At 66.3% G+C, this 26049-nt stretch carries 33 protein-coding genes; 9 read left to right on the top strand and 24 right to left on the bottom strand.

The features are described from left to right. Positions 1–6: 6 nt before the first annotated feature. From KW830_RS13040 to KW830_RS13020, 5 genes are all read right to left on the bottom strand, one after another. Positions 7–1188 carry a flagellar hook protein FlgE gene (locus tag KW830_RS13040; protein WP_218333389.1) on the bottom strand — a complete coding sequence of 394 codons (1182 nt, stop codon included), beginning with the start codon at positions 1186–1188 and terminating at the stop codon, positions 7–9. Positions 1189–1230: 42 nt separating this feature from the next. Continuing rightward, on the bottom strand, positions 1231–1893 hold the full coding sequence (locus tag KW830_RS13035) for a flagellar hook capping FlgD N-terminal domain-containing protein (RefSeq protein WP_083520663.1): 663 nt from the start codon (positions 1891–1893) through the stop codon (positions 1231–1233). After that, entirely contained in the window at positions 1890–2309 is a 420-nt protein-coding gene (gene flgC / locus KW830_RS13030) for a flagellar basal body rod protein FlgC (RefSeq protein WP_218333492.1), read from the bottom strand. Before flgC ends, KW830_RS13035 begins: the two co-directional genes overlap by 4 nt. A 2-nt stretch (positions 2310–2311) precedes the next feature. Further along, positions 2312–2677 carry a flagellar basal body rod protein FlgB gene (gene flgB, locus KW830_RS13025; RefSeq protein WP_066541916.1) on the bottom strand — a complete coding sequence of 122 codons (366 nt, stop codon included), beginning with the start codon at positions 2675–2677 and terminating at the stop codon, positions 2312–2314. Positions 2678–2855: 178 nt separating this feature from the next. Further along, complete coding sequence (locus KW830_RS13020; RefSeq protein WP_172591874.1) at positions 2856–2993, bottom strand: hypothetical protein; 138 nt, start codon at positions 2991–2993, stop codon at positions 2856–2858. A 51-nt stretch (positions 2994–3044) separates the two neighbouring features. Here KW830_RS13020 and flgA point away from each other — a divergent pair, with 51 nt between their 5' ends. After that, positions 3045–3815 carry a flagellar basal body P-ring formation chaperone FlgA gene (gene flgA / locus KW830_RS13015; protein ID WP_066541918.1) on the top strand — a complete coding sequence of 257 codons (771 nt, stop codon included), beginning with the start codon at positions 3045–3047 and terminating at the stop codon, positions 3813–3815. Here flgA and KW830_RS13010 read toward each other — a convergent pair. The 17 genes from KW830_RS13010 to KW830_RS12930 form a co-directional block, all read right to left on the bottom strand. After that, the gene (locus KW830_RS13010; protein ID WP_218333388.1) at positions 3790–4599 is read right to left on the bottom strand and encodes a glucosaminidase domain-containing protein; all 810 of its coding nucleotides are present in this window, start codon (positions 4597–4599) and stop codon (positions 3790–3792) included. The two genes, flgA and KW830_RS13010, sit on opposite strands and share 26 nt — an antisense overlap. Then, the gene (gene flgN / locus KW830_RS13005; protein WP_066541920.1) at positions 4586–5056 is read right to left on the bottom strand and encodes a flagellar export chaperone FlgN; all 471 of its coding nucleotides are present in this window, start codon (positions 5054–5056) and stop codon (positions 4586–4588) included. Before flgN ends, KW830_RS13010 begins: the two co-directional genes overlap by 14 nt. Then, a complete protein-coding gene (flgM, locus tag KW830_RS13000) occupies positions 5056–5346 on the bottom strand; it encodes a flagellar biosynthesis anti-sigma factor FlgM (RefSeq protein ID WP_066541921.1) in 291 nt (96 codons plus the stop codon). The genes flgN and flgM overlap by 1 nt, the downstream gene beginning before the upstream one ends. Before the next feature lie 41 nt (positions 5347–5387). Further along, a complete protein-coding gene (locus KW830_RS21550; RefSeq protein WP_218333387.1) occupies positions 5388–6350 on the bottom strand; it encodes a flagellar motor protein MotB in 963 nt (320 codons plus the stop codon). Next, the gene (motA, locus tag KW830_RS12990) at positions 6343–7227 is read right to left on the bottom strand and encodes a flagellar motor stator protein MotA (RefSeq protein WP_066541924.1); all 885 of its coding nucleotides are present in this window, start codon (positions 7225–7227) and stop codon (positions 6343–6345) included. Before motA ends, KW830_RS21550 begins: the two co-directional genes overlap by 8 nt. 32 nt (positions 7228–7259) lie before the next feature. Next, a complete protein-coding gene (fliA, locus tag KW830_RS12985) occupies positions 7260–8024 on the bottom strand; it encodes an RNA polymerase sigma factor FliA (RefSeq protein WP_066541926.1) in 765 nt (254 codons plus the stop codon). 9 nt (positions 8025–8033) lie between these two features. Further along, positions 8034–8471, bottom strand: a complete 438-nt coding sequence (gene fliL / locus KW830_RS12980; RefSeq protein WP_218333386.1) for a flagellar basal body-associated protein FliL — start codon at positions 8469–8471, stop codon at positions 8034–8036. 38 nt (positions 8472–8509) lie between these two features. Next, on the bottom strand, positions 8510–9568 hold the full coding sequence (locus tag KW830_RS12975; protein WP_218333385.1) for a flagellar hook-length control protein FliK: 1059 nt from the start codon (positions 9566–9568) through the stop codon (positions 8510–8512). Further along, complete coding sequence (locus tag KW830_RS12970) at positions 9565–9870, bottom strand: hypothetical protein (RefSeq protein WP_218333384.1); 306 nt, start codon at positions 9868–9870, stop codon at positions 9565–9567. Before KW830_RS12970 ends, KW830_RS12975 begins: the two co-directional genes overlap by 4 nt. Beyond that, entirely contained in the window at positions 9857–10255 is a 399-nt protein-coding gene (gene fliS / locus KW830_RS12965) for a flagellar export chaperone FliS (protein WP_066541933.1), read from the bottom strand. The genes KW830_RS12970 and fliS overlap by 14 nt, the downstream gene beginning before the upstream one ends. A 23-nt stretch (positions 10256–10278) precedes the next feature. After that, a complete protein-coding gene (fliD, locus tag KW830_RS21545; protein ID WP_218333383.1) occupies positions 10279–11745 on the bottom strand; it encodes a flagellar filament capping protein FliD in 1467 nt (488 codons plus the stop codon). 36 nt (positions 11746–11781) lie between these two features. Beyond that, positions 11782–12234: a flagellar FliJ family protein gene (locus KW830_RS12955; RefSeq protein ID WP_066541935.1), complete on the bottom strand. Its 453-nt coding sequence runs from the start codon at positions 12232–12234 to the stop codon at positions 11782–11784. Then, the gene (locus KW830_RS12950; RefSeq protein ID WP_370626127.1) at positions 12231–13580 is read right to left on the bottom strand and encodes a FliI/YscN family ATPase; all 1350 of its coding nucleotides are present in this window, start codon (positions 13578–13580) and stop codon (positions 12231–12233) included. The genes KW830_RS12955 and KW830_RS12950 overlap by 4 nt, the downstream gene beginning before the upstream one ends. Further along, positions 13577–14260 carry a flagellar assembly protein FliH gene (gene fliH, locus KW830_RS12945; protein ID WP_083520667.1) on the bottom strand — a complete coding sequence of 228 codons (684 nt, stop codon included), beginning with the start codon at positions 14258–14260 and terminating at the stop codon, positions 13577–13579. Before fliH ends, KW830_RS12950 begins: the two co-directional genes overlap by 4 nt. A 2-nt stretch (positions 14261–14262) precedes the next feature. Further along, on the bottom strand, positions 14263–15318 hold the full coding sequence (locus KW830_RS12940; protein ID WP_225608900.1) for a FliG C-terminal domain-containing protein: 1056 nt from the start codon (positions 15316–15318) through the stop codon (positions 14263–14265). Continuing rightward, positions 15290–16906: a flagellar basal-body MS-ring/collar protein FliF gene (gene fliF / locus KW830_RS12935; protein ID WP_255578350.1), complete on the bottom strand. Its 1617-nt coding sequence runs from the start codon at positions 16904–16906 to the stop codon at positions 15290–15292. Before fliF ends, KW830_RS12940 begins: the two co-directional genes overlap by 29 nt. A 94-nt stretch (positions 16907–17000) precedes the next feature. Further along, positions 17001–17336, bottom strand: a complete 336-nt coding sequence (locus tag KW830_RS12930) for a flagellar hook-basal body complex protein FliE (protein WP_304516317.1) — start codon at positions 17334–17336, stop codon at positions 17001–17003. Between the two features lie 212 nt (positions 17337–17548). Here KW830_RS12930 and KW830_RS12925 point away from each other — a divergent pair, with 212 nt between their 5' ends. Genes KW830_RS12925 through KW830_RS12895 form a run of 7 tightly spaced genes read left to right on the top strand, consistent with a single transcriptional unit; the run spans position 17549 to position 23743 of the window. Continuing rightward, positions 17549–18307 carry a FliM/FliN family flagellar motor C-terminal domain-containing protein gene (locus KW830_RS12925; RefSeq protein WP_218333381.1) on the top strand — a complete coding sequence of 253 codons (759 nt, stop codon included), beginning with the start codon at positions 17549–17551 and terminating at the stop codon, positions 18305–18307. Beyond that, complete coding sequence (locus tag KW830_RS12920; RefSeq protein WP_227657925.1) at positions 18304–18666, top strand: FliM/FliN family flagellar motor switch protein; 363 nt, start codon at positions 18304–18306, stop codon at positions 18664–18666. Before KW830_RS12925 ends, KW830_RS12920 begins: the two co-directional genes overlap by 4 nt. A 19-nt stretch (positions 18667–18685) precedes the next feature. Next, entirely contained in the window at positions 18686–19453 is a 768-nt protein-coding gene (gene fliP / locus KW830_RS12915; protein ID WP_218333380.1) for a flagellar type III secretion system pore protein FliP, read from the top strand. Between the two features lie 4 nt (positions 19454–19457). Then, entirely contained in the window at positions 19458–19727 is a 270-nt protein-coding gene (gene fliQ, locus KW830_RS12910) for a flagellar biosynthesis protein FliQ (protein WP_066541952.1), read from the top strand. 8 nt (positions 19728–19735) lie between these two features. Continuing rightward, positions 19736–20512, top strand: a complete 777-nt coding sequence (locus KW830_RS12905; protein WP_066541954.1) for a flagellar biosynthetic protein FliR — start codon at positions 19736–19738, stop codon at positions 20510–20512. A gap of 4 nt (positions 20513–20516) precedes the next feature. After that, a complete protein-coding gene (gene flhB / locus KW830_RS12900) occupies positions 20517–21656 on the top strand; it encodes a flagellar type III secretion system protein FlhB (RefSeq protein ID WP_066541957.1) in 1140 nt (379 codons plus the stop codon). After that, entirely contained in the window at positions 21653–23743 is a 2091-nt protein-coding gene (locus KW830_RS12895; RefSeq protein ID WP_218333379.1) for a flagellar biosynthesis protein FlhA, read from the top strand. Before flhB ends, KW830_RS12895 begins: the two co-directional genes overlap by 4 nt. A gap of 87 nt (positions 23744–23830) precedes the next feature. Here the strand turns inward: KW830_RS12895 and KW830_RS12890 are convergent, their stop codons facing one another. Next, positions 23831–24580 carry a hypothetical protein gene (locus tag KW830_RS12890; RefSeq protein WP_066541960.1) on the bottom strand — a complete coding sequence of 250 codons (750 nt, stop codon included), beginning with the start codon at positions 24578–24580 and terminating at the stop codon, positions 23831–23833. Positions 24581–24780: 200 nt separating this feature from the next. On the opposite strand from KW830_RS12890, the gene KW830_RS12885 reads away from it, so the two are divergent. Then, complete coding sequence (locus KW830_RS12885) at positions 24781–25359, top strand: hypothetical protein (RefSeq protein ID WP_066541962.1); 579 nt, start codon at positions 24781–24783, stop codon at positions 25357–25359. Between the two features lie 74 nt (positions 25360–25433). On the opposite strand, the gene KW830_RS12880 is transcribed toward KW830_RS12885, so the two are convergent. Beyond that, a complete protein-coding gene (locus KW830_RS12880; protein WP_066541963.1) occupies positions 25434–25943 on the bottom strand; it encodes a peroxiredoxin in 510 nt (169 codons plus the stop codon). Positions 25944–26049 lie beyond the last annotated feature (106 nt).

The following is a 26049-nucleotide window of genomic DNA, read 5'->3' as shown; positions in this document are numbered from 1 at the left end:
CCCGCCTTACATCACCTGCATCAGCGACTGCATGATTTCGTTCTGCGTGCTGATCACCTTGGTGTTGGCCTGGTAGTTGCGCTGCGCGCCCATCAGGTCCACCAGCTCGGATGCGACTTCCACATTCGACTGCTCCAGCTGCTGGCTTTCCAGCTCGCCCAGCTGGCCCGTGCCAGGGGTGCCGATCAGTGCGGCGCCGGACTTGGCCGAAGCCTGCCAGCTGGTGCCGTCCACGGCCGTCAGCCCGCTGTCGCTGGGGAAGGTGGCCAGCGCGATCACGCCCACGCTCTGCACCATGCCGTTGCTGTACTGTGCATTCACCGAGCCATCGGCGCCGACCAGCACATTCACCATCGTGCCTGAGGCATAGCCATCCGAGGCATTGGTGGTGGTCGAGGTGTCGCCGGCAAACTGGGTGGTGCCGGCATAGTCGAACGTCACCGACAGTGCATTCGCGCCGGCCGGTGTCAGGTTCACGGCCGCAACGGTGGAAGCCGCGGTGTCCAGCTGCCCTGCAGTCGTGAACTTCAGCGTGCTGGTGCCCACGGCGGTGTTTTCGTTCTGGTAGTGCACTTCCACCGTGTTGTTCGCCGTCTTGACGAAGTACTGGGTGACGGTGTGCTGGCGACCCAGCGAGTCATACACCACGGACACGGTCGAGCTGTTGTAGCTGCTGGAATCCGTGGGGTTGAACGCATTGGCCGGCACGCTCCAGTCCGCCGACAGATTGGCCACGAAGTCCACCGAGGTGCTGGCCTGCGCCGGGATCTGGCCGGTCGGCACCGTCAGGTTGCCCAGATTGCCCAGGGCCGCATTGCCGGCGGTCACGCCGTACCCCTGCACCTGGCGACCCATGTGGTCCACCAGCACGCCCTGCTTGTCCACATCGAACACGCCGACACGGGTGTAGTTCATCACGCCGGTGCTGTCCTTCACCATGAAGTAGCCATTGCCCGCGATGGCCACATCCAGGTTGCGGCCGGTGCTCAGCAGACCGCCCGCCACATCCAGCGTCTGGGTGGTGGAGGCGGCGCGCACGCCGTTGGGCGACGAGCTGGCATACATGGCCGCGAAGTTGGTGCGGCTGGACTTGTAGCCCGTGGTGCCGGTGTTGGCGATGTTCTGCGAGATGTTGTCGAGCTGGTTGTTGATCGCTTGGAGCGCCGACAGCGCAATCTGGAAGCTCATGATTTCAGGCCTGGTGAAGAGAGGGAGAAAACGTCAGGGCGCTCAGGCCTTCTGACCCACGAAACGCGTCACGCTGGAAGGCAGCACATCGCCCAGGCCCTGCACCTGCAGGGCCACGCTGCCGCTCGACGTCAGGCGCACGGCCTGCAGCGTGCCCGCCACTTCCACGGGGTAGCTGGTGCCGCTGGCATCCTTGACCACGATGCCGTACTTGCCCGCAGGCAGGCCCAGCGCGGCGGGGTCGATGGTGAAGTTGGCATCGCCCACCGCGTTGGAGCCCAGGCTGACCGTGGTCACCTTGCCATCCGGGGCCGTCAGCTGCAGCGTCAGATCGGCCGTGGCCGGCAGATTGACCACGGCATTCACGGTGCTGTCGTCCAGCTGCACGCTGTTGGTGGCGACCATGACCGTGGAGCCGACCTGGCTGCCCAGCTGCATGGTCTGCAGGCTGTCCAGAATGGAGGACTGGGTCTTGAGCTGCGACGTCAGCGACTGCAGCGACTCCGTCTGGCTCAGCTGCGTGAGCTGGGTAACGAAGGTGCTGGAATCCGTGGGCTCCAGCGGGTCCTGGTACTGCACCTGGGCCACCAGCAGCTTGGTGAACATCTGGCCCAGTTCGGTGCCGCCCAGGGCCTGCGAGATGGCGTCGCTGCTGCTGGAGCCGGCGTTGGTGCCCGTGCCGGAGGCGCTGTTGATCAAGCTCATGATTGCTCCCCAAGGCGCAGCAGCGATTGCTGCATGGAGCGCACGCGCCCCAGCACCTCGACATTGGTTTCAAAGGCACGCGATGCGGACATCATGTCGGTCATCTCGGCCACGGAATTGACGTTGGAGTAGTAGACAAAGCCGGCCTCATCGGCCACGGGGTTGCCCGGCTCGTGCACCTTGCGCACCGGCTCGGTCGTCTCCAGCACATCCAGCACCTGGACGCGGGCGGCATAGCTGTCCAGCGTGCTTTCGCCCATCACGGCAGCAAACACCGGCTTGCGTGCCTTGTATGCCTCGGATTCGGAAGAGGCGGCCGCACCGGCATTGGCCAGGTTGCTGGCCACGGTGTTCAGGCGCGTGCTCTGGGCCGTCATGGCGGAGCCGGCAATCTGCGCGATTTCACGAAAACCCATGCTCATTCACCCTTGATGGCGGACTGCAGGCCGCGCAGCTTCATGTTCAGAAAGGTCAGGCTGGTCTGGAAGTCCGAGGCGTTCTGCGAAAACAGCGCCTGCTCCACGCCCACCTCCACGGTGTTGCCGTCCTGCGAGGGATGGTTGGGCACGCGGAACAGCGCATCTGCACTGCCGCCCCAATCCAGCGACGGCAAGCCCGCCTCCTGGCCCGTACGCGCCATGGCCTCCGCGAAGTCGATGTCCCGCGACTGGTAGCCCGGCGTGCTGGCATTGGCCAGGTTGGAAGCCAGCAATTGCGTGCGGTCAGAGCGCACGCGCAGCGCTTGCGCATGCACGGACAACGCCGAGTCGAAATTCAGTGCCATATCGCCCCCGTTGCGCCCCTGCAGGAGTGCGCAACCCTGTATTGATCATTTGCGCATGAGATATTTCTTGCGCGTTCTCAAATCATACTATGCAGATTGTTTCACGTTGCTACTTTTCACACAAAGCGCTACCTAATGCGCTTACAAACCCGATCCGCAAGCCATCGACAGAAAACAATCAAACAATCAGTTCGTCAACACACGCAAAAATACAGCCAATGGCGTTCAAAATCATCCATCCATCAGCAACAAACACTGCCAGCCATCTTTCACACAGAATGACGCCGGAGATGCCAGGCGTGGTGATTTTTGCCACTCACACCGATTCAGTAGTTTTTATAATTGCACAAAAGATATTTAATTTGCAATGAATTCATTCCTGACCAGATGGACTCCCATCCTGCTGTGCGCCCTGGGGCTGTCGGCACAGGCCGCGGCACAGCAGGCCCCCGCGCCACCACCGGTGCTGCCGGCCGAGCTGCAGGCCGCCGCCCAGGCCCAGTTGCAGGCCGCGTGGGCCCAGTTGCTTCCCGCCGCACAGCGCGCACAGGCCCGGCTGCAGGTGCAGTTCACAGCCCCTCGCGGGGCTGCCCACACACCCTGCCCCGAAGGCTGGATGGTCCCTGCCGTGGAACTGCACAGCCTGACCCGTGCCTCCATCCCGGTGCGCTGCGGCAGCCAGCGCGGCAGCGTGGTGGCGCAGCTGCAGGCCAGCGCCCCAGTCTGGACATTGCGCAGCGACGTGCCGGCCGGGCAGGCCTTGCTGGCTGAAGATCTGGAACTGCGCCCGCAAACACTCGCCCACCGCAACGAGCTGCTGGACACGCCCGCCCCCGTGGGCCAGCAGCTCAAGACTGCCGGACGGGCCGGTCAGGCCTTGCAGGCGCGCCAGCTCCTCAGCCCGGTGGCCATGCGCAAGGGGGACAAGATCGAGATCCGTGCCCAGGGCGACGGCGTACAGGTCAGCGTGATGGGGCTGGCCACGGGCTCCGGCAAGCTGGGGGACACGGTGACCGTGCGCAATGCCCGCACCGGCCGGCCGGTGAAAGGGCAGTTGATTGCCCCCGGCGTGCTGCTGGCCGCCCCGCAGGCACCGGGCGGCGGCGTGAAGGTCAAGGCGATGGAATCTGGCGACTGATGCGCACCAGCTTTTGCGCATAGTCCGGATCGGTGGCGTAGCCGCCCGCCGCCAGGCCGCTGGCAAAGGCCTGCACATCGTCACCGGTGCGCAGGGCCGCCTGGTAACGCGGGCTGTGCGCCAGCAGGCGCACATAGTCCCCAAAGGTGGCATCGAGGTCGGCGTACTGGCGGAACGACTGGGTCTGCCGCACCGCCTGCCCGGCCTCGTATTCGGTGGTCAGCGCCGGGGTGCTGGCGCCTGTCCATCCGCCTTGCGCCTTGATGCCGAACAGGTTCAGACTATCCTGGCCCAGCGCATCCCGCACGGGGCGCTGCCCCCAGCCGCTTTCCAGCGCGGCATGCGCCATGACCGCCCGCGGCGACACGCCCAAGCGCTGCGCAGCCTGCTGCGCCCAGGGGGCAATGCGGTCCAGAAAGGCCTGCTGCGCTGGCTGCAGGGAGGCTGCCGCACCCACGGCCGCGGCTGCGCTGCGCACGCCGCCCGTGGCAGACAGGCCCTCCTTGCTCCGCTCACTGCGCGCGGACTGGCGTGCGGCCTGCAGCGCCAGCCAGCGCGCCTGGGGCGACGCCAATGCGGCACCGCCGCTGCCCTGGCTGATGAACTGCTGCACCTCCCGCGCCACATCCTGCCCCAAAGGGGTGTACACGGCCGTTTCTGCGGCCACCGGGGTCGTGGCCGGCAGCTGGGGCAGCCGTGCGGCCGGCGCCACCGCAGCACCCGACGGTACCGTGCCACCGGTACCCGGCCAAGCCGGCAAAGGCAGAAAATCAGAGCGGAGCATAGATCTCCGGCTGGGCATTGCCCACAATCACGGCGCGCATCACTTCGGCCTGCTCCATGATGAGCTGGCAATTGCGCTGGTTCATGGCCTTGCACACCTGTACCTGGGCTTCCAGCTGCCCCCACAGGCCCAGCAACTGCTGCTGCAGCGGCGCCTGCAGCAAGGCAAACGCCGCCTCCATCGACAGCGGTGCACCCGCAGGCAGCAGCGCCCGCACATGCTGGCCACGTTCCTTGCGGGTACCTTCCAGCCATTGCACCTGGGCCGTGATCTGTACCGCAGCCTCCTGCATGGCTTCGGCATCGTGGCGCAAGGCGGCATGGAACTGCGTGTGCAGCAACTCGCACAGATGACCGTATGCCGTCATGTCCTGCTGCATGCCCTGGGCAATGGCAGCCCAGCGCTGGCGGGTCGACAGCGACGGTGCGGCGCCGGGGGCAGCAGGGGCATCGGCCATCACGCCCCACCTCCATGGTGGCGCAGGATGAGCTGTGCCAGCTTCTGGGGATTGAAGCTGATGTCGCCACGCGCCAGCGCTTCCTTGATTTCCGCCACGCGCGCCACATCCACGTCCGGCATCTGCGCCGCCTGCACCTGGGCGCGCTGCACGCTGGCAGCCTGCACACCCACCTGCACGTCCGGGGCCACCACGGCCGCTGCCACCGGCAGGGATGCGGCCAGGTCCTGCACCCGGTCGCCCTGTGCAGCCACACTGCCCGCAGCGGGCGCAATGGGGGAAAGTTTCATCCGGGAGCCTCTGAGTTTGCTGCTTTGCATGATGACAGTTTTTAGGGCTTGGCCTGCGCTTCGCCCTGCAAAGGCTGCAGCAATACCTTGCGCAGCAACTCCAGCATGGGCGTGTCCGCAGGCGAGCTTTGCAGCCCGGGCGTCAAGGGCTCGCTCACCGGCAGTCGGCCAAACGTCTGGTGCACATTCTGGGCATGGGCCTTGGTGGTCACCAGCAACTCGACACGCCGGTTGATGGCCGCCTGGGGCTGCTCTGGATCGGCTGGCGCCACTTCGGCCATGCCGATCACCTGCAGCACGCTGCGCTCCGGCATGCCGCCCAGCATCATGTGGCCGCGCGCCGCCAGCGCCCGCTGCATGGACAGCGACCAGTTGGATGCGGCAAACGCACTGTGGCTGGAATAGGGCAAGGCATCGGTGTGCCCGGCAATCACCAACTGGTTGTCGATCTCGCGGAACATCGGGCCGATGCGGCGCAGCAGCCGCACGAACTCGGCGGTGGGCTCAGCGCTGCCCAGCTTGAACATGCCGCTCTGCTCGGTGTCGTGCACGGTGATGCGCAGGCCTTCGGCCGTCACGGCGGTCACGATGTGGTCACCCAGGCCGACCTGCTCCCCGAGCTCCCGCACCCGGCGCGACAGCTGCGCCAGCTCTTCCGGGCTGTCCAGCAGCTTCTGCACCCGGGGCTGGCCGCCCGTCTCTTCCTGGGCCTGCGGCCTGACGGGATTCTTGGGGATCAGCGAACCCGGCTGGTACTCGCCGATCATGCGCACGCCCTGGCCCTGGTAGGTCATATTGGGGGCGGCACCTGCGGCCATGGCCATCTCGATCTCTTCCTTGTCCCGCGCGGCCAGCACCCACAGCACCAGGAAAAGACACATCAGGGCCAGACAGAAGTCGGCAAACGCCACCTTCCAGGCGCTGTTGTGCTCTTCATGCTGGTGCTTGCCGCCGCTTTTCTTGACGACGACCTCACCATGCTCCTGGCCGGCACGCTTAAGCACGGGCCCCTCCGGTCTCGCGGGCCGTCATGTCGGTGATCCAGGTCTCCAGCGCGGCAAAGCTGGGCTTGATGTTCAGCGGCACCAGGCGGCGCCCCGCATCGATGGACAGCAGCGGCGGCTTGCCCGCCACATGGGCCACCAGCACCACTTTCACGCACTCCATGGCGGCAATGTGTTCCATCACACGCTGCTTCATGAAGTTGCACAGCGGATCCAGCACGCCGTAGCACAGGAAAATGCCGATGAAGGTGCCCACCATGGCAGCCCCTACCTTGACCGCGATCTCGCCGGCCGTGGCGCCATCGGCCACATAGCTCATGGCCATCACAATGCCCAGCACCGCCGCCAGGATGCCGAAGCCCGGCATCGCCTCCGCGATCTTGCCCAGCGATTTGGCCGGCTGCAGCAGCTCTTCCTGGATGGTTTCCAGCTCCTGGTCCAGCACGCCTTCCAGCTCGTGGCTGCTGATCTTGCCCATGGCCATCAGGCGGAAGTTGTCCACGATGAAATGCAGCAGCTTGGCGTCCGCCAGCACCAGCGGATAGCGCTGGAACAACGGGCTGTCCTTGGGCTTTTCCACATGCGCATCCAGGGCCTTCAGTCCCCCGGATGCGGTCAGCAGCAGCTCGTACATCAGCAGTAGCAGCTGGCGCTGGAACTCCACCGTCTGCTTGGTCTGCGACATCACATTGCGCAGCTGCAGCCACAGCTCCGACAGGATGTGCTTGGGATTGCCCAGCACCAGCGCCCCCAGGCCCGCACCGGCAATGATGAAGACCTCCATCGGCTGCCAGATCACCCCCAGTTGACCGCCGCTGAGCACAAACCCTCCGAAGACGGTGCCCAGCACAATGAAGATGCCCAGAAGTTGCAACATGCTTTGTGTTTCCCGAAATGACGGCGGGGGGCTTACGCCCCCTCCAGCGCTGCACGCATCTTGCGCAGCGCTTCCTTGTTGATCTGACAGACCCGCGCCTCGGACAACTCCAGCACCGCTGCAATTTCCTTGAGGTTGAGGTCGAATTCGTAATAGAGCTGGATGACGCGCTGTTCCCGCTCGTTCAGCTGCGCCAGCATCTGCTCCAGCAGATGGCGCTGCAGCACCGCGTGCTGGGGGTCTGCCGCCGAACTGGGCAGGTCCATGCCCTGACCGACCATTTCATCCAGACTGGCCATGGCCTCCGCAGACTCGGCCTGTTCGTATGCCAGGTAGGCCTCGTCGTCCATGCCCAGGGCCTGCTGAATCTGTGCCGGCGTGGGCTCCGCCCCCAGCTGGCGGCGCAGGGCGCGCACCGCATCCCGTGCCTTGTGGGCACTCTGGCGCACCGTGCGCGGACGCCAGTCCTGGCGCCGCAGTTCATCCAGAATGGCCCCGCGCACCCGCTGGCGGGCATAGCCGGCAAAGGCCTCGTCCACCGCACCGTAGCGACGCAATGCCTCCAGCAGGCCCATCAGACCCACCTGGGTCATGTCGTTCTGGTCCATGACCTCCCCCGCCTGCGAGGCCAGCTGGCGCACGACCCGCTTGACCATGGGCAGGTAGGCGGTCAGCACCGCCTGTTCCTGCTGCGGTGACACGGCTGCCGTGCTGTAGAGCCCGTCGGCTGGTGCCCAGCCTCCGGCCACCAGCGCGGCAGCGTCGCCATACGAAGCGGAGGTGTCTTGCTGCAGCATGGGCGGGACTTATTCGATGATCAGCCGCGACACCATGACCTTGTCGAACGGCCGCAGATCCGGGTGGCTGGCATAGGCCGCCACCAGGTCCGCCGTCAGCAGCTCGGTCCATTCGTCGATGCTCATGGCCTTGGCCTGCTCCATCGCCACCTGGGACAGCGTGCGCACCGCCACCCCCTTGAGCATGGGCAGCTCGGCCTTCGCGGCCTTCTCGTGCAGCTTGTCCGTGCGCAGCACCAGATCCAGCGACATATAGGTGTTGGCCGTGCGCAGGCTCTGGTCGGTCTTGAGCATGACCACGATCTTGTCCAGCGTCACATAGCTGGCCTGGCGCACATCCAGTTGCGGCGAGGTCTGCGCAGCCACCGCCACCGGCGCACGCTGCCCCCACCACCATCCCCCGGCAGCGACACCCACTCCCAGGATCGCCACCAACGCCAACAGCATTCCGATTTTCTTCGCCATCATCCCTCCCGCTCTGTGCCTCAGCCCGCCGCCTGCGCCGCGGACTGCCAGGCCTGCAGGGCCTGCCCGATTGCTTCTTCCTCAGCCTGTGCCCAGGGCGCAGGGTTGTCGCGCGACTGCCCGCCTTGTCCCGCCGTCTGGCCGGACGGTCGGCCCTGTGCCACCACCACCGAGACTTCGCCCTGCGTGCGGGCCTGCAGTTCATGGCGCAAACCTTCTGCCAGGCCGGCCAGCTGGCGCCCCACTTCCGCATGCGAGGCCTGGAGCGTCACCTGCACCCCGGACGGATCATGCTGGATGCGGACTTCCAGGGTGCCCAGCTGTGGCGGATCCAGGCGCACCGTCGCCACCTCCACACCCTGCGACTGCTGCAGCTGAATGCGCTGAGCCAGTGCCTGCAGCACTGGTTGCTCCGTACGCGCCGCTGCAGCCGTGGTCGGTACCGCGGCCTTGGCGGGCAGCTCGAGCGACAGTCCGCCCGCGGTCTGTGCCAGCTGCAGTGCCGCCGGCAGCACCGCTGCGGCTTCGGGCGACACCGCAGCACTGCGTGCGCCGGCATCCACCGCGGCATGCACGGCGGCGGTCGTGGCCACCACCGTCTCCGCCGGGGCTTGCACGCGCTGCAGCACAGCCGTCTCTGCCGGCACGGCCGGCATCTGCACCGCCATGGCCGCCGTGGCCAGGGCGGCATCCGCCTCTGCGGGATGGGGCATCGGAGCCCCCTGTGCATGCCGTGGCTTCAGCATCTCCGGCTGCCAGGCCGGTGCCAGACTCGGCAGCAGCGGCAGGGCGTTGGCATCCAGCGCGCTGTCGGTTTCGTCGGCCCAGGCCTGCTCGGTCTTGGCCAGCAAGGCCTGCACGGTGGAGGCCTTGGCATGCCCACCCGGTTCCGCCCACAGGCCCTGTGGCAGCGTTGTCTGTTCCAGCACCCGCGCGTAGTCGGCCGCGCCGGGGGCGAAAGCTTGTTGGGGTGCGGCAGTGCCTGCTGCCGCAGGCTCGGTGGCCTGGGCCACGGCAGGCCCCTGTGTGGCTCCGGCAGGCGCCGAGGCCAGCGCGGTGCTGACCGGCATTGAATTCATGAAAGCTGCTCCTGCCATGCGTAGGCCTTGTGCGCCTCGTTGTGGTTGTGCAGGTCGCGCAAGCGCGCCCCTGCTTCTTGCAATGCCTGCTGGCATGCGCTGCGCGCCTGCCCATGGGCGGACGCCACCCGCAGCCATGCCGCCTGCTGGGCAGGGTCGGCCGACGGCGTGGCCTGCTCCTCGGCCAGCCATTGGCTCAGCAACTGGTCCAGCTGCCCCAGGCGCACCCAATCCTGCGCGGTCGCCGCGGCCTGCAGTTGCTGGGCCAGCGCTTCCAGGCGCTTGGCATCAAAGGCGGGCATCCGCCATCCCCTGCCATCCGGCACGCAGCGTCTGGACGATGTCCTGCACTTCGCCCACCTTGTCGGCATCCATGTCAAAGCCCGCCTGGTTCAGGCGCTGGGCACAGAAGTCATAGAGGCGGGACAGGTTTTCCACCACCTCGTTGCCCGCCTCGACCTCCAGTGCGCTGCCCAGCCCGGTCAGGATGTCGGCGCATTTGGCGATGGAATGGGCTTTCTCCTCGAACCGGCCATGGGCGATGTGCATGCGCAGGCGCGCCATCTCTTCCAGCAGGCCGTCCACCAGCATCAGCACCAACTCCACAGGCGATGCCTGTGCGGTCTGGGCCACCATGTTGGCGGAGCGGTAGCCCCCGTATCCATCATTCCAAAGGTTGTCGTTCATAGCTCGGGCTGCGCGACACCGCCTCAGCTCGAAGACGACGAAGAGAACAGCGAGTCCAGCAGACTCGTGGTGTTGCCCATCGTGGTTTCGAGGTTGGCCAGCGTCGTGAATTGCGTCAGATAGCGTTGGTAGGCCTGTGCATACAGGCGGTCGATGTTGTCCTGGTCCTTGCTGTACTGCGTCAGCTGCTTTTGCAGTCCGTCCTGGCGCGACTTCAGGAACCCCGTCGAGGCATTGCTCCAGGTGTTGATATAGGTCTGCAGGCTGCCCAGCACGCCGGTGCGCTTGTATTCCAGGGAATTGGTCTGGCCCAGCAGGCTGGTCAGGGCGTCGGGGTTGGCGGCCACCTTCTTGGCAAAACGGTCCGCATCGAGGGCGATGGTGCCGTCGCGCTGGGCCGAGATGCCATAGTCCGTCAGGCTCACACCGCCCACGCTGGTGCGCAGCAGGCTGTTGAGCTGGTTGCGCAGCGTGCGCACGCCCGAATCCCCGTTGAGCGCACCTGCGGCCACGCCGCCTTCGGCATTGCCTGCGGCCGTCAGCTTGTCCATGGCCTTCACCAGCGTGTTGTAGGCGTCCACAAAGCTCTGCATATTGCTTTTGGTCGCGGCATCGTCCTTGGCCACCGTGACCGTCACCGGGCTGGTAGTGACTTCCTGGAAGGTCACCGACAGTCCGTCGATGCCCGTATAGGTGTTGGACGCCTGGTGCATCTCCACGCCCGTATCGCCGCCCAGCTTGAACACCGCGTCCTGCGCCAGCGACAGCTGGGTACCTTTGCCGCCGATGCTCGCGCCGCCAGCAGCCGGCATGGCTGTGATCGTGCCGTTCTGCAGCCCCGCCACGGTGGCGGCCCAGTCGGTCGCCAGCTGCTGGGCGGCCGCATCGGCACCGCTCGACGACACCATGTGCAGCTGGAAGGCGTTCTCCAGCCCGGTGCCTCCGGCGTTCAGCAGCAGCTGCTGCTTGCCGTTCTGCGTCACCACCGAGGCCGTGACCTTGCCATCGCTGGCCTGGTTCAGCGCGCGGGCAATTTCCGTGACGGACAGCTTGCCGTCGTTGTTTTCATCGGCCGCCGCCAGGTCCACCTGGATGTAGCCCGCGCCCCCGACGGCGGTCACCACCATGGTGGTGTCCTGCGGGAAGGTGGTGTCCAGTGCCAGCCCCAGGTCTTCCATGCTGTAGAGCGACTGCTGGGCCGTGGCCAGCTGGCTGACCGCGAAGCTGTAGCTGCCGGCCGACGCCGTGCCCGACACCGAGGCCGAGGCGGCCGTGCTGCGCGACACCGTGGCCGTCTGTGCCACCACGCTGCCCTTGGCGCTGAGCGTGTTGAGCGCAGTGGTGAAGGTGGACAGTGCCGTCTGCAGGCTGGTGAGGGCGGTCACCTTGCCCTGCGTCTTGGACGTGTTGGTATCTACCTGCGTCTGGCGGGCGTAGACATAGCTTTCGGCAAGTGCCTTGGCGGTAGAGACTGGATCGTAGGTTGCCACTGTATTCCCCTGGTATGCGTTCGCGATTGGGCCGTACTAGCGGTTTCCGGTATCCGGCTGCCGAAGCTGACGCTGCCATGCCTGGCCCGCCAGCTCGTCCGTGTGCTTTTGTTCCTGGCGCTGCTGCACCACAGCCATGTCAGTGCGCACTCGCTCCAACACCGTCTGCATGCTGCCATGCTGGCGGAAAGCCTTCTGCATCTGCGCCTGGGCCTGGACATATTCGAGCTGCTGCACCCCCAGGGTGTCGCGAAATTGCTCGGCCATGTCCATCAGCCCGGAACGGAAACCCGCTGCGTTCGCATATAGGGCGACACTTCCGTGCAAATTCTTTACCCCGGCGCTGCGGGCCATGTTCCGCAGCCGCTCCAGCTGCGTCTGGGTATGGTCCAGGCGGGTGCGGGCCTGGCTGGTTTGCGCCAGCGATTGCTGGGCACGCTGGTCCAGCACGTGCACGTACTGCGCCAGGGCGGGGACCGGGACATTCATGCCAACACCTCCTGCAGCTGCGCCATGCACGCAGGCAACATCGCCGCCTCATGGGTGCCCTGGCGCAGATAGGCCTCCAGCAGCGGCCAACGCTGCACGGCCTGGTCCGTTCGTGCATCGGCGCCAGGCACATAGGCCCCCATGGGAATCAGGTCCCGCACCTGGCTGTAGCGCGCCAGCAGCTCCTTGGCCTGGCGGGCGGCCTGCAAATGGCCCTCCGCCACGACCTGGGGCATGCAGCGGCTGATGGATGCCGCTACATCGATGGCGGGGTACTGCCCACGTTCTGCCAGTTCGCGCCGCAGCACGATGTGGCCATCCAGAATGGCGCGCGCCGTATCGGCCACCGGGTCCTGCTGGTCGTCGCCTTCGGCCAGCACGGTGTAGATGGCCGTCATGCTGCCCTGCCCCTGCTCGCCGTTGCCGGCGCTTTCCACCAACTGCGGCAGCATGCTGAAGACCGAAGGCGGATAGCCCCGCGTCGCCGGCGGCTCGCCCAGGGCCAGCGCAATCTCGCGCCGCGCCATGGCGTAGCGGGTCAGCGAATCCAGCAGCAGCAGCACATTGCGCCCCTGGTCGCGGAAATGCGCCGCAATGGTGTGGCACAGCTCGGCCGCCATCATGCGCATCAGCGCCGGCTCGTCGGCGGGGGCCACCACCACGATGGCACGGCGCAGGCCCTCAGCCCCCAGCGCATGTTCAATGAACTCGCGCACCTCACGCCCGCGCTCGCCGATCAGCCCCACCACAATCACATCGGCCTCGGTCTGGCGCGTGATCATGCCCAGCAGCACGCTCTTGCCCACACCGCTGCCCGCAAACAGCCCGACCCGCTGACCGCGCCCCAGGGTCAGCAGCCCGTTGATGCTGCGCACACCCACATCCAGCGGCTGGGTAATCGGTCGCTTCTTCAGCGGATGCACCTTGGGCGGATGGGCCGGCAAAGGCACATCGCCTGTCAGGCGCCCCAGACCATCCAGCGGCTCCGCCAGGCCATTGATCACGCGTCCCAGCCAGCTGGCGCCAATGTGCGGTGTCTGCGTTTCCGAATCCGGCGTGACGCGGGCACCCGTCGCCAGACCGGTGACCGCCTTCAGCGGCATCAGGTACGAGACCGCACCGCGGAACCCCACCACCTGGGCCGGCAGCGGCACACCGCCCGCCCCCTCGATCTGGCAGCGCGCGCCCAGCGGCAGTGCCGCGCCCGTCGCCTCCAGCAGCAGCCCGGTGGCGGCATGCAGGCGGGCCGTGGGCTGGGCCACCGGCACATCGGACAATTGCACGCTGCGCAGCGAATGCGCCAGCCCGCCTTCCGGCGCAGACCGTGGCGGCGCCAGGCTGCTCACACCGGCTCCACCGGGTGCAGCTGTCCGCGCACCTGGTCCATGCAGGCCGCCATGCGCTGCTTGCAGCCGGCATCCACTTCTTCATCGCCCACCAGCAGGCGGCATTCGCCCGCCTCCAGTGCGCTGTCAGCCTGCAGCTGCCACGCAGGTACACGGCTGTGGTCCAGCTCCTGGATGCGCTGCAGATCCGACGGGTTCAGGAACACCTGCACGGCCCCGGTACGCTGCGGCATGCCGGCCAGCGTTTCTTCCACCAGGGCCAGAATCTGCGCCGGTTGCAGCGTCAGCTCGCAGCGCACCACCTGGCGCGCCACTTTTTCCACCAGATCGATCAGATCCTTGCGCAAGCTGGCCTCCCAGTCGGCGTGCAGCAACTGCAGCTGCGCGGCGGCGGCCGTCACCGGGGCGCCGAGGCGCTGCAGCTCCTCGCGCGCGGCCTGCAGGGCCTGGGCCCGCCCGGCGGCCATGCCGGCCTGCTGCCCCACTTCATAGCCGGCGCGCTCGCCATCGGCCTGCCCTTGCGCAACGCCCTGGGCATGCCCGCGCTGCACCGCCTGCTCGTAGGCCTGGGCCAGCTCCTGGGCATTGCGTTCGCGTTCGCCGGCGGGCGCGGAGGTCTGCTGCAGGCTGTCGGCCTGCACCAGGTCCAGAGGGGGGAAGTGGTAGGGGCGGTACAGCACGTTCACTCCACCACGGCTTCGGCAAACAGCTGGATCTCCAGCTCGCCGGCATCCACCATGGCCTTGACCAGGTCCATGATTTCACGCCGCGCCTGCTCCACCCGGCTGAGCGGCACCGGTCCGCTGCGGCGCATCTGGTCTTCGAAGCTCTGCGCCTGGCGCCGGGGCATGGCACCCAGCACGGCCTTGCGCACGGCGAGCTCCGCCCCCTTGAGCGCCAGTGCCCACAGCTCGGCCGGCACCGCCTCGATGATCTGCGTCAGCGTGGCTTCGGACTGCGTGGACAGCACGAAGAAGTCGTACATCTCGGTCTCGATCGCCGAGGCGATCTCCGGGTCCCGCGCCCGCAGCTGCTCCACCAGCTCCTGCTTGTTGCCGGGAATGCGGTTCAGGATTTCTGCCGCCTGCTTCACGCCTTCCATGGCCACGCTTTGCGTGCCGAATTCGCTCAGGTACTGGTCGGTCAGCACCTCCAGCTGGACCAGCAGATCGCGGTCCACATCCTTGAGCCTGGCCACGTTCAGCACCAGCGCTTCGCGCCCCGACGCCGGCAGGTACTCGATCACATCGCCTGCCAGTTTCGGGGGCAGAAAGGCCAGGAATACGGCCTGCATGCGCGGGTGCTCCTGGGCCAGCCGCTCGGCCAGCCACGCCGGCGAAGCCCATTGCAGTCGCGCCATCTTGGGCCGCACTTCATCGCCGTAGATGCTGTCCAGCACGCTGCCGGCAATGTCGCCGCCCAGCGCCAGCCCCAGCGAGCGCTGCAGAAAGCTGCGCGATGCGCCATGCACACCGCTTTGCTCCCGGTAGTCATCGAAGAAATGCTGCAGCGACTGGCGCACGGAATCCACGCGGATGCCGCTCAGGCGCGACATCACCTGGGTCACCGCCAGCAGATCCTCACGCTCCAGACAGCGCAGCACCCCGGCGGCCGGCTCCTCGCCCATGCTCAGCAGCACGATGGCCGCCTGTTCAATGAGGTTCAGCTCTTCCGCGCTCTTGCCCGGCAATGCCAGGCGCGCTGCGCCCTCAGCGCTCGCTACCGACTGGTTGGCCATGTTTTTGCACCCATTGTTTGACCACTTCCGCCACGCGCTCCGGCTCCTTGGCCGCCAACGTGCGCAAATGCTCCACCATCACATCCACTTCCGAGCCCGGGGGCGGCAGGTCCACGTTCTCCAGCAAGGGCACCATCGACATATCGGTCGTGGACACCCGGGCGCTGTCCGGCGCCTGCAACAGGGCAAGGTCGGTCTCGCCGCCACCCGCCAGGGCCGGAGCGGCCTGCGCCACCGCGGCGGCCGTCTTGGCGCCTTCGCGCAGATGGCGCAGCACCGCATTCACCAGGCGCACCAGCAGCACCAGCACCACCCCGCCGGCGATGGTCCACAGCACCATCACCACCGCGCCATACCAGTTGGCCGGCTCCTCCCACCACTGGGGCACCGGGGGCGGCACGGTAAACGGCATGCTGGAGACTGCAATCTGGTCGCCCCGCACACTGTCCACGCCCATGCCCACGCGCAGCAGCTTCTCCACGCGCTGCAACGCTTCCGGGCTCCACACGGTGCTGCCCTTGGGCGCCACGGTGTCGTCCAGGATCACCGCCACATGCAGCTTGTTGATGCGGCCCTTGCCGCGCTTGACCTGGACCACGCTGCGGTCGTAGGCGTAGTTGCGCGACACGGCGGCGCGGAAGTTGCTGTTGTTGGCATCCTTGCCGTCCTTGGACTCCGGTTCGGAGGGCACATTCACCGGACGGTTGCTCAGCGAGCCGGGCACGCCCAGGGCCACCCCGCCGCTGCGGTCGTTTTCTTCCCGCGTGGCTTCGCTGAGCACGCGCGGATCGCCGTTGTACTGTTCGTAAGACTCTTCGGTGCGGTCCTGGCTCAGATCGGCCGTCACCGTCACACGGAAATGCCCCGCCCCCACGGCGGCGGTCAGCAGCTCCTGGGCGTTCTGGCGCAGCTCGGCACTCAGCTTGCCGGCCTGGCCTTCCTGCGCCAGCGGATCGAAGCCTTCCGACAGGTCCACGCGGGCCGACAGGAAATTGCCCGCCTGGTCGGTCAGCGCTACGCGCTGGGGATCCAGTCCGGCCACGCTGCTGGACACCATGTGGATGATGGCGGCAATCTGTTCCTGCTTGAGCTGCTGCCCCGGCTGCATCTGCAGCACCACCGATGCCGAGCTCTTGTCCCCGGTGTTCACCACGAACGATGACGAGCGTGCAATCGACAGGTGCACCCGTGCCGCAGCCACCGCATCCAGGGTGGTGATGCTGCGCGCCAGCTCGCCTTCCAGGCCGCGGCGGAAGCGCACGTCCTGCACAAACTGGCTCACCCCCAACGGATCGTTGCGGTCCATCAGCTCCAGGCCTTCGGGCAATTTGGCCGCCACGCCCTTGGCGGCCAGCAGCATGCGGGCGCGCCCCAGATCGGACTCGGCCACCAGCACCTGGCCGGAATCCGGGTGCAGGCGGTACTTCAGGCCATCGGCCTCCAGAGCCGCCACCACATCCGAGGTCACCACGTTCTCGCGGGCGCCAAACAGGGGGCGGTAGTTGCCGCTGCTCTGCCACAGCACCAGCACCACCAGCGCCGTGACGAGGGCCGCCGCCAGCACCAGCGGCACGGCGACACGCGCCATACCGGGAGAGGACGAGAAAGAAAGCACGCTCTGTGCGGCAGGCATGCCTGCGAAGCGTTTTTTAAGGGAATCCAACACCGGTATGTCCTCTGCCTCAAACCTGGAGCTTCACGACCTCGTCCATCGCTCCCATCACCTTGTTGCGCACCTGCATCAACATGGAGAACGACAGACTGGCTTCCTGGCTGGACAGCATGGCCCCGACCAGGTCATCACTTTTGCCCGCATCGACCGCGGCCATCCGGTCCGAAGCGGCACGCCCCTGGGCATCCACGGCCAGCACGGCGTTTTCCATCAGGTGCAGAAAGCCGCTGCCTGCGGCCTGCTGGCCGGCTGCGGGCATGACGGGCGCCTGGTCCAGCTGGGGCGGCACGAACTGCGCAAAAGCGCCCCGGGTCTGCAGCAAAAGGCTTGAGGGTTCGATGTTCATCGGCATGCCCCTGCGCCACCGACAGCACCCATCTGCACAGGTGCGTCGCTGATTTCGAGGGAATAAGTTGTTGCACGAACAGTATACTATTCACAACTGATACAAATACTAGCGATTTCGCAATACATTCCATATCCCCTGTGTTGCCCTCTGTATTAGCCTCATTTTGCGTGACGCCACACCTTAAATAAAAGGTGAAAAAGATATCTACTGTGCAGAACATCAAAACCCTGAACCCCGTCTTGCTGGGGCGCCCGGTGCAAGCCTTCGATCAGTTGGCGGCCGATCTGGCACAGCATGTACAGGCACAGCTGCATGGCACCGGCCACCGTCCGATTGCCATCCAGATCGCGCACGCCCACTTCACGCCGCTGCCAGGTGTCGCACCCCAGGCGTTACAAATTGAGTTGCAGCGCGCCACCGTGCTCGCCCATATGGCGGCCCGCTATGGCTTCACTGCCGACGGTCAGGCGGATGCCCCCGACACCCCTCCCAGCAGCACCGAGCGGCGCATTGGCCAGGCCCTGCAGGACGCGGTGCTGCGCGCCGTTGCCGCGCTGTGCGCCCAGGCCGGTGCGGCGCTGGACAGCCCCCCTTCCACGTCGGCGGGCGCCTGGCAATGGCAGGCACGCATCCAGGTGGGGGACAGCGACTGGCAGCCGCTGCACATCACGCTGGATGCCGATGCCAGCCGCACGCTGGAGCACTACGCGCTGCAGCTGCGCCGCACCCAGCGCACCGCCCCGCCGGGCGCGGCCAAACCGGCGGCCCCGCTGCAGGTGGAGCTGACCGCACGCCTGCTGGAAAAAACCGTTTCCACCGCCGACATCCAGGCGCTGCGACGGGGCAGCGTGCTACCGATTGCCCTGGGGCGCACCACGGTGCTGCTCAACGGCGAAGCCCTGCTCACCGCATCGGTGGCCGAACACCACGGCAAGCTGCACCTGACTGCCTTTGAGACCTTGGAATAAAGACTATGGAACTCGACAACAATATGGACCTGCAAGACCTGCTGGCCGGCAACGCGGAAGCGGCCCCCGAAGCGCCCGCCCTGGCCCCGGCCCTCCCGGAACCCGAGCGCCTGTCGCCCTTTCTGCACCGCATTCCCGTGACCCTGACGCTGGAAGCCGGCTCCGCCCGTATCACCTTGCAGGAACTGGCCGATCTGGGGCCGGACAGCGTGGTGCCGCTGGACACCATCGTGGGCGAGCCACTGACCATCAAGGTCAACGGTGCCGCCATCGGCAAGGGCGAGGTGGTGGTCTGCGGTGAATCCTACGGCCTCAAGGTGCTGGAGCTGCATGCCGAGCTGCCCGCCCTGGGCCTCTGAGCCAGCGCCGCACACCCGCATGGAACCGCAACCTCACAGGGCGCATCGCGCCCTTGTTTGGTGGGCGCTGGCAGCCTGCCTCTGCGCCTGGCTGCCCGTGGCGCAGGCCGCGAACATTCCCTTGATGGAAAGCCAGCAAGCCCATGGCGTGACCCAGCTCTCGGTCAAGACCGAGGTGCTGGTCCTGATGACGCTGCTGGGCCTGCTGCCCATGATGGCACTGATGATGACGACGTTCACGCGCTTCATCATCGTGCTGGCACTGCTGCGCTCCGCACTGGGTCTGCAGCAGGGCCTGCCGACCCGGGTGCTGACCGGCGTGGCGCTGATCCTGACCCTGCTGGTCATGCGCCCGGTGGGGGAGCGGCTGTGGACCGAGGCTTTCGAGCCGTACGAAAAAGACCAGATCAGCCTGATCGATGCACTGCGGCGCGCCGAAAAACCGATGTCGGACTTCCTGCTGGCACAGACCCATGAGGCAGCACTGAAACAGGTCAGCGCACTGGCCAAGGAAGGCCCGGTCGCCACGCCCCAGGACCATGCCTTCACCGTCAAGGTCGCGGCCTTCGTGCTGAGCGAGCTGAAAACCGCCTTCATGATCGGCTGCGTGCTCTTCATTCCGTTTCTGGTGATCGACCTGGTCGTCTCCTCGGTGCTGATGGCCATGGGCATGATGATGCTGTCTCCGCTGGTGATTTCGCTGCCCTTCAAGATCCTGCTGTTCGTGCTGGTGGACGGCTGGTCCCTGACGGTCAACACGCTGGTCACCAGCGTCCAGGGGCTGTAGCGCCATGACGCCCGATATCGCGGTCGACCTGCTGCTGCAGGCCATCCAGCTGGTGCTCGTGATCGTGGCCGTGCTGGTGGTGCCGGGCCTGATCGTGGGCCTGCTGGTCAGCCTGTTCCAGGCCGCCACGCAAATCAACGAGCAGACGCTGAGCTTTCTGCCCCGCCTGATGGTCACGCTGCTGGCCCTGGCAGTGAGCGCGCGCTGGCTGGTCACCCAGCTGATGGATTTCTGCGTGCGCTTCTTCCAGTACGCCAGCACGCTGCTGGGCTGACCACCGCCATGGAGCAAGGCCTCTACCCCTTTTTGCTGCACTGGCTGCAGATCCTGTGGTGGCCGTTTGCCCGCATCATGGCCCTGCTGGCGTTTGCCCCCATCTTCGGCGACCCCACCGTCCCGGTGCGGGTGCGGGTCACGATCGCGCTGACCCTGGCCGTGGTGGCCCTGCCCTCGGTCAGCAGTGCCGTCATTTCCGTGAATGCGTTTTCGCTGACGGCCGTGGCCCTGACGCTGGAGCAGATCGCCATTGGCGCCGTGCTGGGCCTGGGCCTGCAGTTCGCCACGACCGCACTGAGCATCTTCGGGTTTCTGAGCGCCTCCCAGACCAGCCTGGCCATGGCCATGCTCAACGACCCGGTGAACGGCAGCTCCTCCGATGCGCTGTCGGTGCTGGCCCTGCTGCTGGGCATGCTGCTGTTCTTTGTGCTGGACATCCACCTGCTGGTGGCCGGCATCGTCTCGGCCAGCTTCGATGCCTGGCCGGTGGGCCAGAGCCTGAACCGGCTGCAGTTGCAGACCGTGGCCTATAACATGGGCTGGGTGTTTGCCGCCGCCTTTCTGCTGGCCACGCCCATCATCTTTGCCGCCATGCTGGTGCAGCTGGGCTTTGGCTTCATGGCCCGCATCTCCCCCAGCCTGAACATCTTTGCGCTGGGCTTTTCCGTCGTCACGCTGTTCGGCCTGGCCATGCTGGCCTTCATGCTGCGCCACATCCCGGCCCACTACCTGCAGATGACCCGGCGCGCGCTGGACATGCTGACCCTGATGATGAAAGCCTGAGCACATGGCAGACAGTGCAGGCGACAAGTCCGAACGGGCCTCCGACCACAAGCTGCGCAAAATGCGCGAAGAAGGCCAGGTGGCGCGCTCGCGCGACCTGGCCACGGCGGTGGGGCTGGTGGTCACGCTGCAGGTGACGGCGCTGTTCATGCCCGACTACCTGCGCAAATTCCACGGCCTGTTCCAGCGCGGCCTGGACGATGCCTCCGGTACCGGCACCATCGACGCCATGGTGGGGGCCGTCTGGGCCGATGCCGGGATGCTGTTCGCCCAGATGCTGCTGCCGCTGTTCATCACCCCGCTGCTGGTGGCCGTCGCGTCCCTGTTTCCTGGCGGCTGGCTGCTGTCGCCAAAGAACCTGCAGCCCAAGTTCAGCCGCTTGAGCCCCAAACAGAACCTGTCGAAGTTCTTCAAGGCCAAGCACTACGGCGACCTGCTGATGTCCGTGCTCAAGGCTGCGACCGTGGCCGGCGTGGTCTACGCCTACTGCAAGGCCAATGTGCGCCATTTCACCGCACTGCCTTCGATGACCCTGGACCTGGCGGTGCGGGAAGGCATTGCCCTGTTCCTGTCCGGCGTGATGTCCATCGTGGTCATCTTCGTCATCCTGGCGCTGATCGACGTTCCGCTGCAGCGCTTTTTCTTTCTGCGCAGCCAGCGCATGAGCAAGCAGGAAGTCAAGGAAGAGCACAAGAGCAACGAAGGCCGCCCGGAAGTGAAAAACCGCATCCGCCAGATCCAGCGGCAGCTGGCCCGGCGCAGCGTGCGTGCCACCGTCCCCAAGGCCGATGCCGTGATCGTCAACCCCGAACACTTTGCCGTGGCCGTGCGCTACGACACCCAGCGGGCCGAAGCGCCGTATGTGATCGCCAAGGGCGTGGACGAGATGGCCTTCTACATCCGCGAGATCGCGCTGCAGCACCAGGTCGAGGTCGTCAGCATCCCGGCACTGGCGCGCGCCGTCTACCACACCAGCCAAGTCAACCAGCAGATCCCGGCCGTGCTCTACCGCAGCGTGGCCCAGGTGCTGCATTACGTGCTGCAGATCAAGGCCTTCCGCCAGGGCCAGCGCCCTGCACGCCCGGAGATGCCGCACGCGCTGGACGTCCCTACCGAACTGTCTGATCCGTCTCCTGCACCATGAAGCACTACGTCACCGAACTGCGCCAGGCCCTGTCCCGCCACCAATGGGCTGTGCCTGTGTTTTTGCTGGCGCTGCTGGCCATGGTCATGCTGCCGCTGCCTCCGCTGGCGCTGGACATCTTCTTCACCTTCAACATCGTGCTGTCGCTGGTGGTGGTGCTGGTGGCCGTGGGCGTCAAGCGGCCGCTGGACTTTGCCGTCTTCCCCACCATCATCCTGGTCACCACCCTGATGCGCCTGGGCCTGAACGTGGCATCGACCCGCGTGGTGCTGCTGCACGGCCAGAACGGACCCGATGCCGCCGGCCATGTGATCGAGTCCTTCGGCAACGTGGTGATCGGCGGCAATTTCGTCGTCGGCCTGGTGGTGTTCATCATCCTGATGATCATCAACTTCGTGGTGGTGACCAAGGGCGCGGAGCGGATCTCGGAAGTCTCGGCCCGCTTCACGCTGGATGCGCTGCCCGGCAAGCAGATGGCCATCGACGCCGACCTGAACGCCGGTCTGATCAACCAGCAGCAGGCCCAGACGCGGCGCAAGGAAGTCGCCACCGAAGCCGACTTCTACGGCGCCATGGACGGTGCCTCCAAGTTTGTGCGGGGCGATGCGATCGCCTCCATCCTGATCCTGATCATCAACCTGATCGGCGGCGTGGCCATCGGCTCGCTGATGCACGATCTGCCGCTGGGCGAGTCATTCCGCCTGTATGCGCTGCTGACCATCGGTGACGGCCTGGTCGCCCAGATCCCGGCGCTGCTGCTGTCGGCCGCATCGGCGGTGATCGTCACCCGCATCAGCGATGCGGATGCCGGCGAGTTCTCGGACCAGGTGCGCCAGCAGCTGCTGGCCAAGCCGGCCGTGCTGTACAGCGCCGCCGGCGTGATGCTGGTGCTGGGCCTGATCCCCGGCATGCCCTGGATGCCTTTCCTGGCGTTTGCCGCGGTGCTGGTGCTGGGCGGCTGGGCCATGGCCAAGCAGCCCGGCGGCGTGCAGCCGGCGCCCGACAACCTGGGTCTGCTGCAGAGCGTGACCGCGGCGGCCGTGCAGGATTTTGGCTGGCAGAGCCTGCCCATCACCGAGCAGCTGTCGGTGCGCGTGGGCTACCGCTTGGTCAGCCAGCTCGACCCCGGGCAGGGCGCACCGCTGGCCACACGGCTCAAGGGCGTGCGCCAGAGCGTCAGCGAGGCGATGGGCTTTGTCCTGCCCCCGGTCCATGTGCGCGACGACCTGACCCTGCCTCCCAACCAGTACACCATCCTGATCAACGACAGCATCGTCGCCAAGGCCGAGGTGCACGCCGACAAGCTGATGGCCATTCCCTCGCCCCATGTGTACGGCCAGCTCGACGGCATTCCCGGCATCGAACCGGCCTACCAGCTGCCGGTGACCTGGATCGACCCCAAGGACAAGGCCCATGCCCTGGGCATGGGCTACCAGGTGGCGGACTGCGTCAGCATTGTCTCCACCCATGTGACGCGCGTGGTGCGCCAGCACCTGGACGAGCTGATCCGCCACGACGATGTGCATGCCTTGCACGAACGGCTCAATGCCCTGTCGCCCAAGCTAGCCGCCGCGCTGGAAAAGGCCTGTCCGGCCCAATTGCAGCACGCCGTGTTCAAGCAGCTGCTGCGTGAAGGGGTGGCCCTGAAGGACATTGTGCAGATCGCCACCGCGCTGCTGGACAGCATCGACACCACCAAGGACCCCATCCTGCTGACCGCCGAAGTGCGCTGCGCACTGCGCCGCCAGCTCGTCAGCACGGCCCCCGAGATCAAGGCCTTCACCCTGGGCACGGAGCTGGAGCAGCTGCTGCTGGGCGCCCTCAGCAGCGCCCGCCACACCAACAAGAAAGTGCCGCTGGACAATTACCCGGTGGATCCCAGCCTGCTCGGCCAGCTGCAGGAGCACATGGCCCATGCGCGCGACCTGATGAAGCAGCAGGCCACCGCGCCCATCCTGCTGGTCACGCCCCAGCTGCGCCCGCTGCTGGCCCGCTATGCGCGCCTGTTTGCCCAGGGCCTGCAGGTGCTGTCCTTCAACGAAGTGCCCGAAGGCAAGGAACTGAAAGTCCTGGGCACCGTGGGATAAGTGCTGCAACGGCCTGCGCGCCGGGTGCAGGCATCGCGGCGGCGGGGGTAGGGCCGCACACCCTTCGCCGCAAGTGGTGCCGCGGCGCTATGCCGCCCTGTCCTCGCAACAAGGCAGGTAGGCCATGTCCTGGTCCGGCCCGTGGCGCTGTGCCATCCAGCCGGGCAGGTGCACCTGCATCCGGTCACTGCCCTGCACCTGGGCCATCAGCGGCGTGCCGGCACGCACATAGGCCACCTGGCGCACGCGCGCCGGATCGGGCCAGTCGGCCAGGGGCAGCACCATCACATCGATGTGCTGCAGGTCCGCATCTTCGTACAGCAGGCGCTCGAACAGGTCCGGGCGCAAGGCCATCTGCCGCACATGCGCCATGTCGCGCCCCGGGTCTCCGCCTTCCTCGGCCACCCAGCCGGCAAACCGGGCCAGCGCTTCCTTCTGGAACTCGGCCGCACTGCGGCGCACATTCAGGAAGCGCAGCTGGGCGCCGCATTCCCGCAGCATCTGGCGCGTGACAGCGCCCGGCGCCGGCGTGCCCACTTCCACCTGCAGCTGCAGGTAGGCGAACTGGGCCTGTGAGTTGCGCGCCACGGTGCGCCAGTGCTGCAGCTCGTCCAGCGCATCCCGGATGCCGAACAAGGCCAGCAGACCCTTGCCCGGTGTGGGGGCCTTGGCGTCCATGGCCCGGTCGTGGAACGGAATGGAGCCCGCCACCAGGTGCACATCGTCCCCCTGCTCGCACACCCGGCTGGTGCCCACCATGGGCTGTACCTGCTGACCATGCACACGGATGAGGCTGAGCAGCGTGAGCTGGACACGGGAGGTGGCGTTATGGGGCATTCGGAAAACGTTTTGTTACATGCATGGCGAATATACGTACTGACGCACGGTATATTTGCAATGCTAAATTTGTCTCGATTTTGGAATAATTCGGCTAGCTTGCTCGCAATTGGCGGCACAGCATGTCAGCTCAGATGCCGTCCCTGCCAAAAGTGCAGTGAGACTGGTAATAATTTGTAAATTCTTAACATTCTCTCACAATGATTCCATCAAACCGCCCCGTCCTGGGCCGCGATCTGGATGCCGTCCGTCAGGAATTCGGCCTGCTGACCAACGACATCATCTGGGTGCTGAGCATGTCCATCACGCGCTGGATGCAGGTGGTGCGCCAGGCGCCGGACGAGCCGGTGAAGGACCCCACCCTGGCCCTGCTGGTGCGCTTTCTGGCCCAGCACCCCGAACTGGCCGTGGTGCCGCGCCAGCCCACGGCGGGCGAAATGTTCGCGCTGATGAACGAGGTGGCCGATGTGGAGCCCAAGCGTTTCGCCACCTACTTCGGCGCGGAAAGCTCTGCCGCCTACCGCTGGATGCGCCCGGATGCCCGCCCTTCCTCGACCGTCACGCGGCTCATGCATTTCCTGAAAACCGCCCTGCTGATGCAGGACACTGCGGGCCGCACCCAGCTGCTGGAAGACTGGCGCAAGACCGTGGAGCAGGAGGCCCGCAACCGCGGCGTGTCCGATGTCTTCAAGACCGGACGCTGGACCACCCCCATCCTGGACAATGGCGCGCCCTCCTCTTCCCTGAAGCGACCACCGGCCGCGGAGACTGAAGCCTGAGCAAACGCAACGGCCCATAAAAAAACGCCACGGCTGTGGCGTTCTTTGGGAGGGAACCGCGAGGTCCCGCAGCGTCAGGCGGCCTTGGCCTGGCCCAGCAGGGTCGCTGCGTCGCTGACTTCGAACTTGCCAGGGCCTTCCACGTTCAGGCTCACCACCTTGCCGTCCTTGACCAGCATGGAGTAACGGTTGCTGCGCAGACCCAGGCCCTTGCCGTTCAGGTCCAGCGTCAGGCCGATGGCCTTGGCGAACGCAGCATCGCCGTCGGCGATCATGCGCACCTTGCCGCCGGCCTTCTGGTCGCGGCCCCAGGCACCCATCACAAAGGCGTCGTTGACAGCCACGCACCAGATTTCATCCACGCCGGCGGCCTTGAAGGCCTCCACTTGCTCGATGTAGCCGGGCAGGTGCTTGGCCGAGCAGGTGGGCGTGAACGCGCCGGGCACGGCGAACAGGGCAATCGTCTTGCCAGCCAGAGCCTGGGGCAGTTCCACCGGATTGGGGCCGATGCTGCAGCCATTGCCCTCCACTTCCACATATTCCATCAGCTTGCATGCGGGCAGTGTGTCTCCAACCTTGATCATGGTGCGTCCTTTGTCATGAAGTGAATCCAGCCTGCGGCGACATGCACGCAGGTCCCGGAAACAAAAAAGCGACCCACATTGTGGGTCGCTTTTTAAGACTTTGCTG

The organism is Comamonas sp. CMM03 (genome assembly GCF_019218715.1).
Lineage (GTDB): Bacteria > Pseudomonadota > Gammaproteobacteria > Burkholderiales > Burkholderiaceae_C > Comamonas > Comamonas terrigena.
The sequence above is the reverse complement of the archived record's forward strand: the minus strand, read 5'-3'. Positions and strand labels throughout refer to the sequence as shown.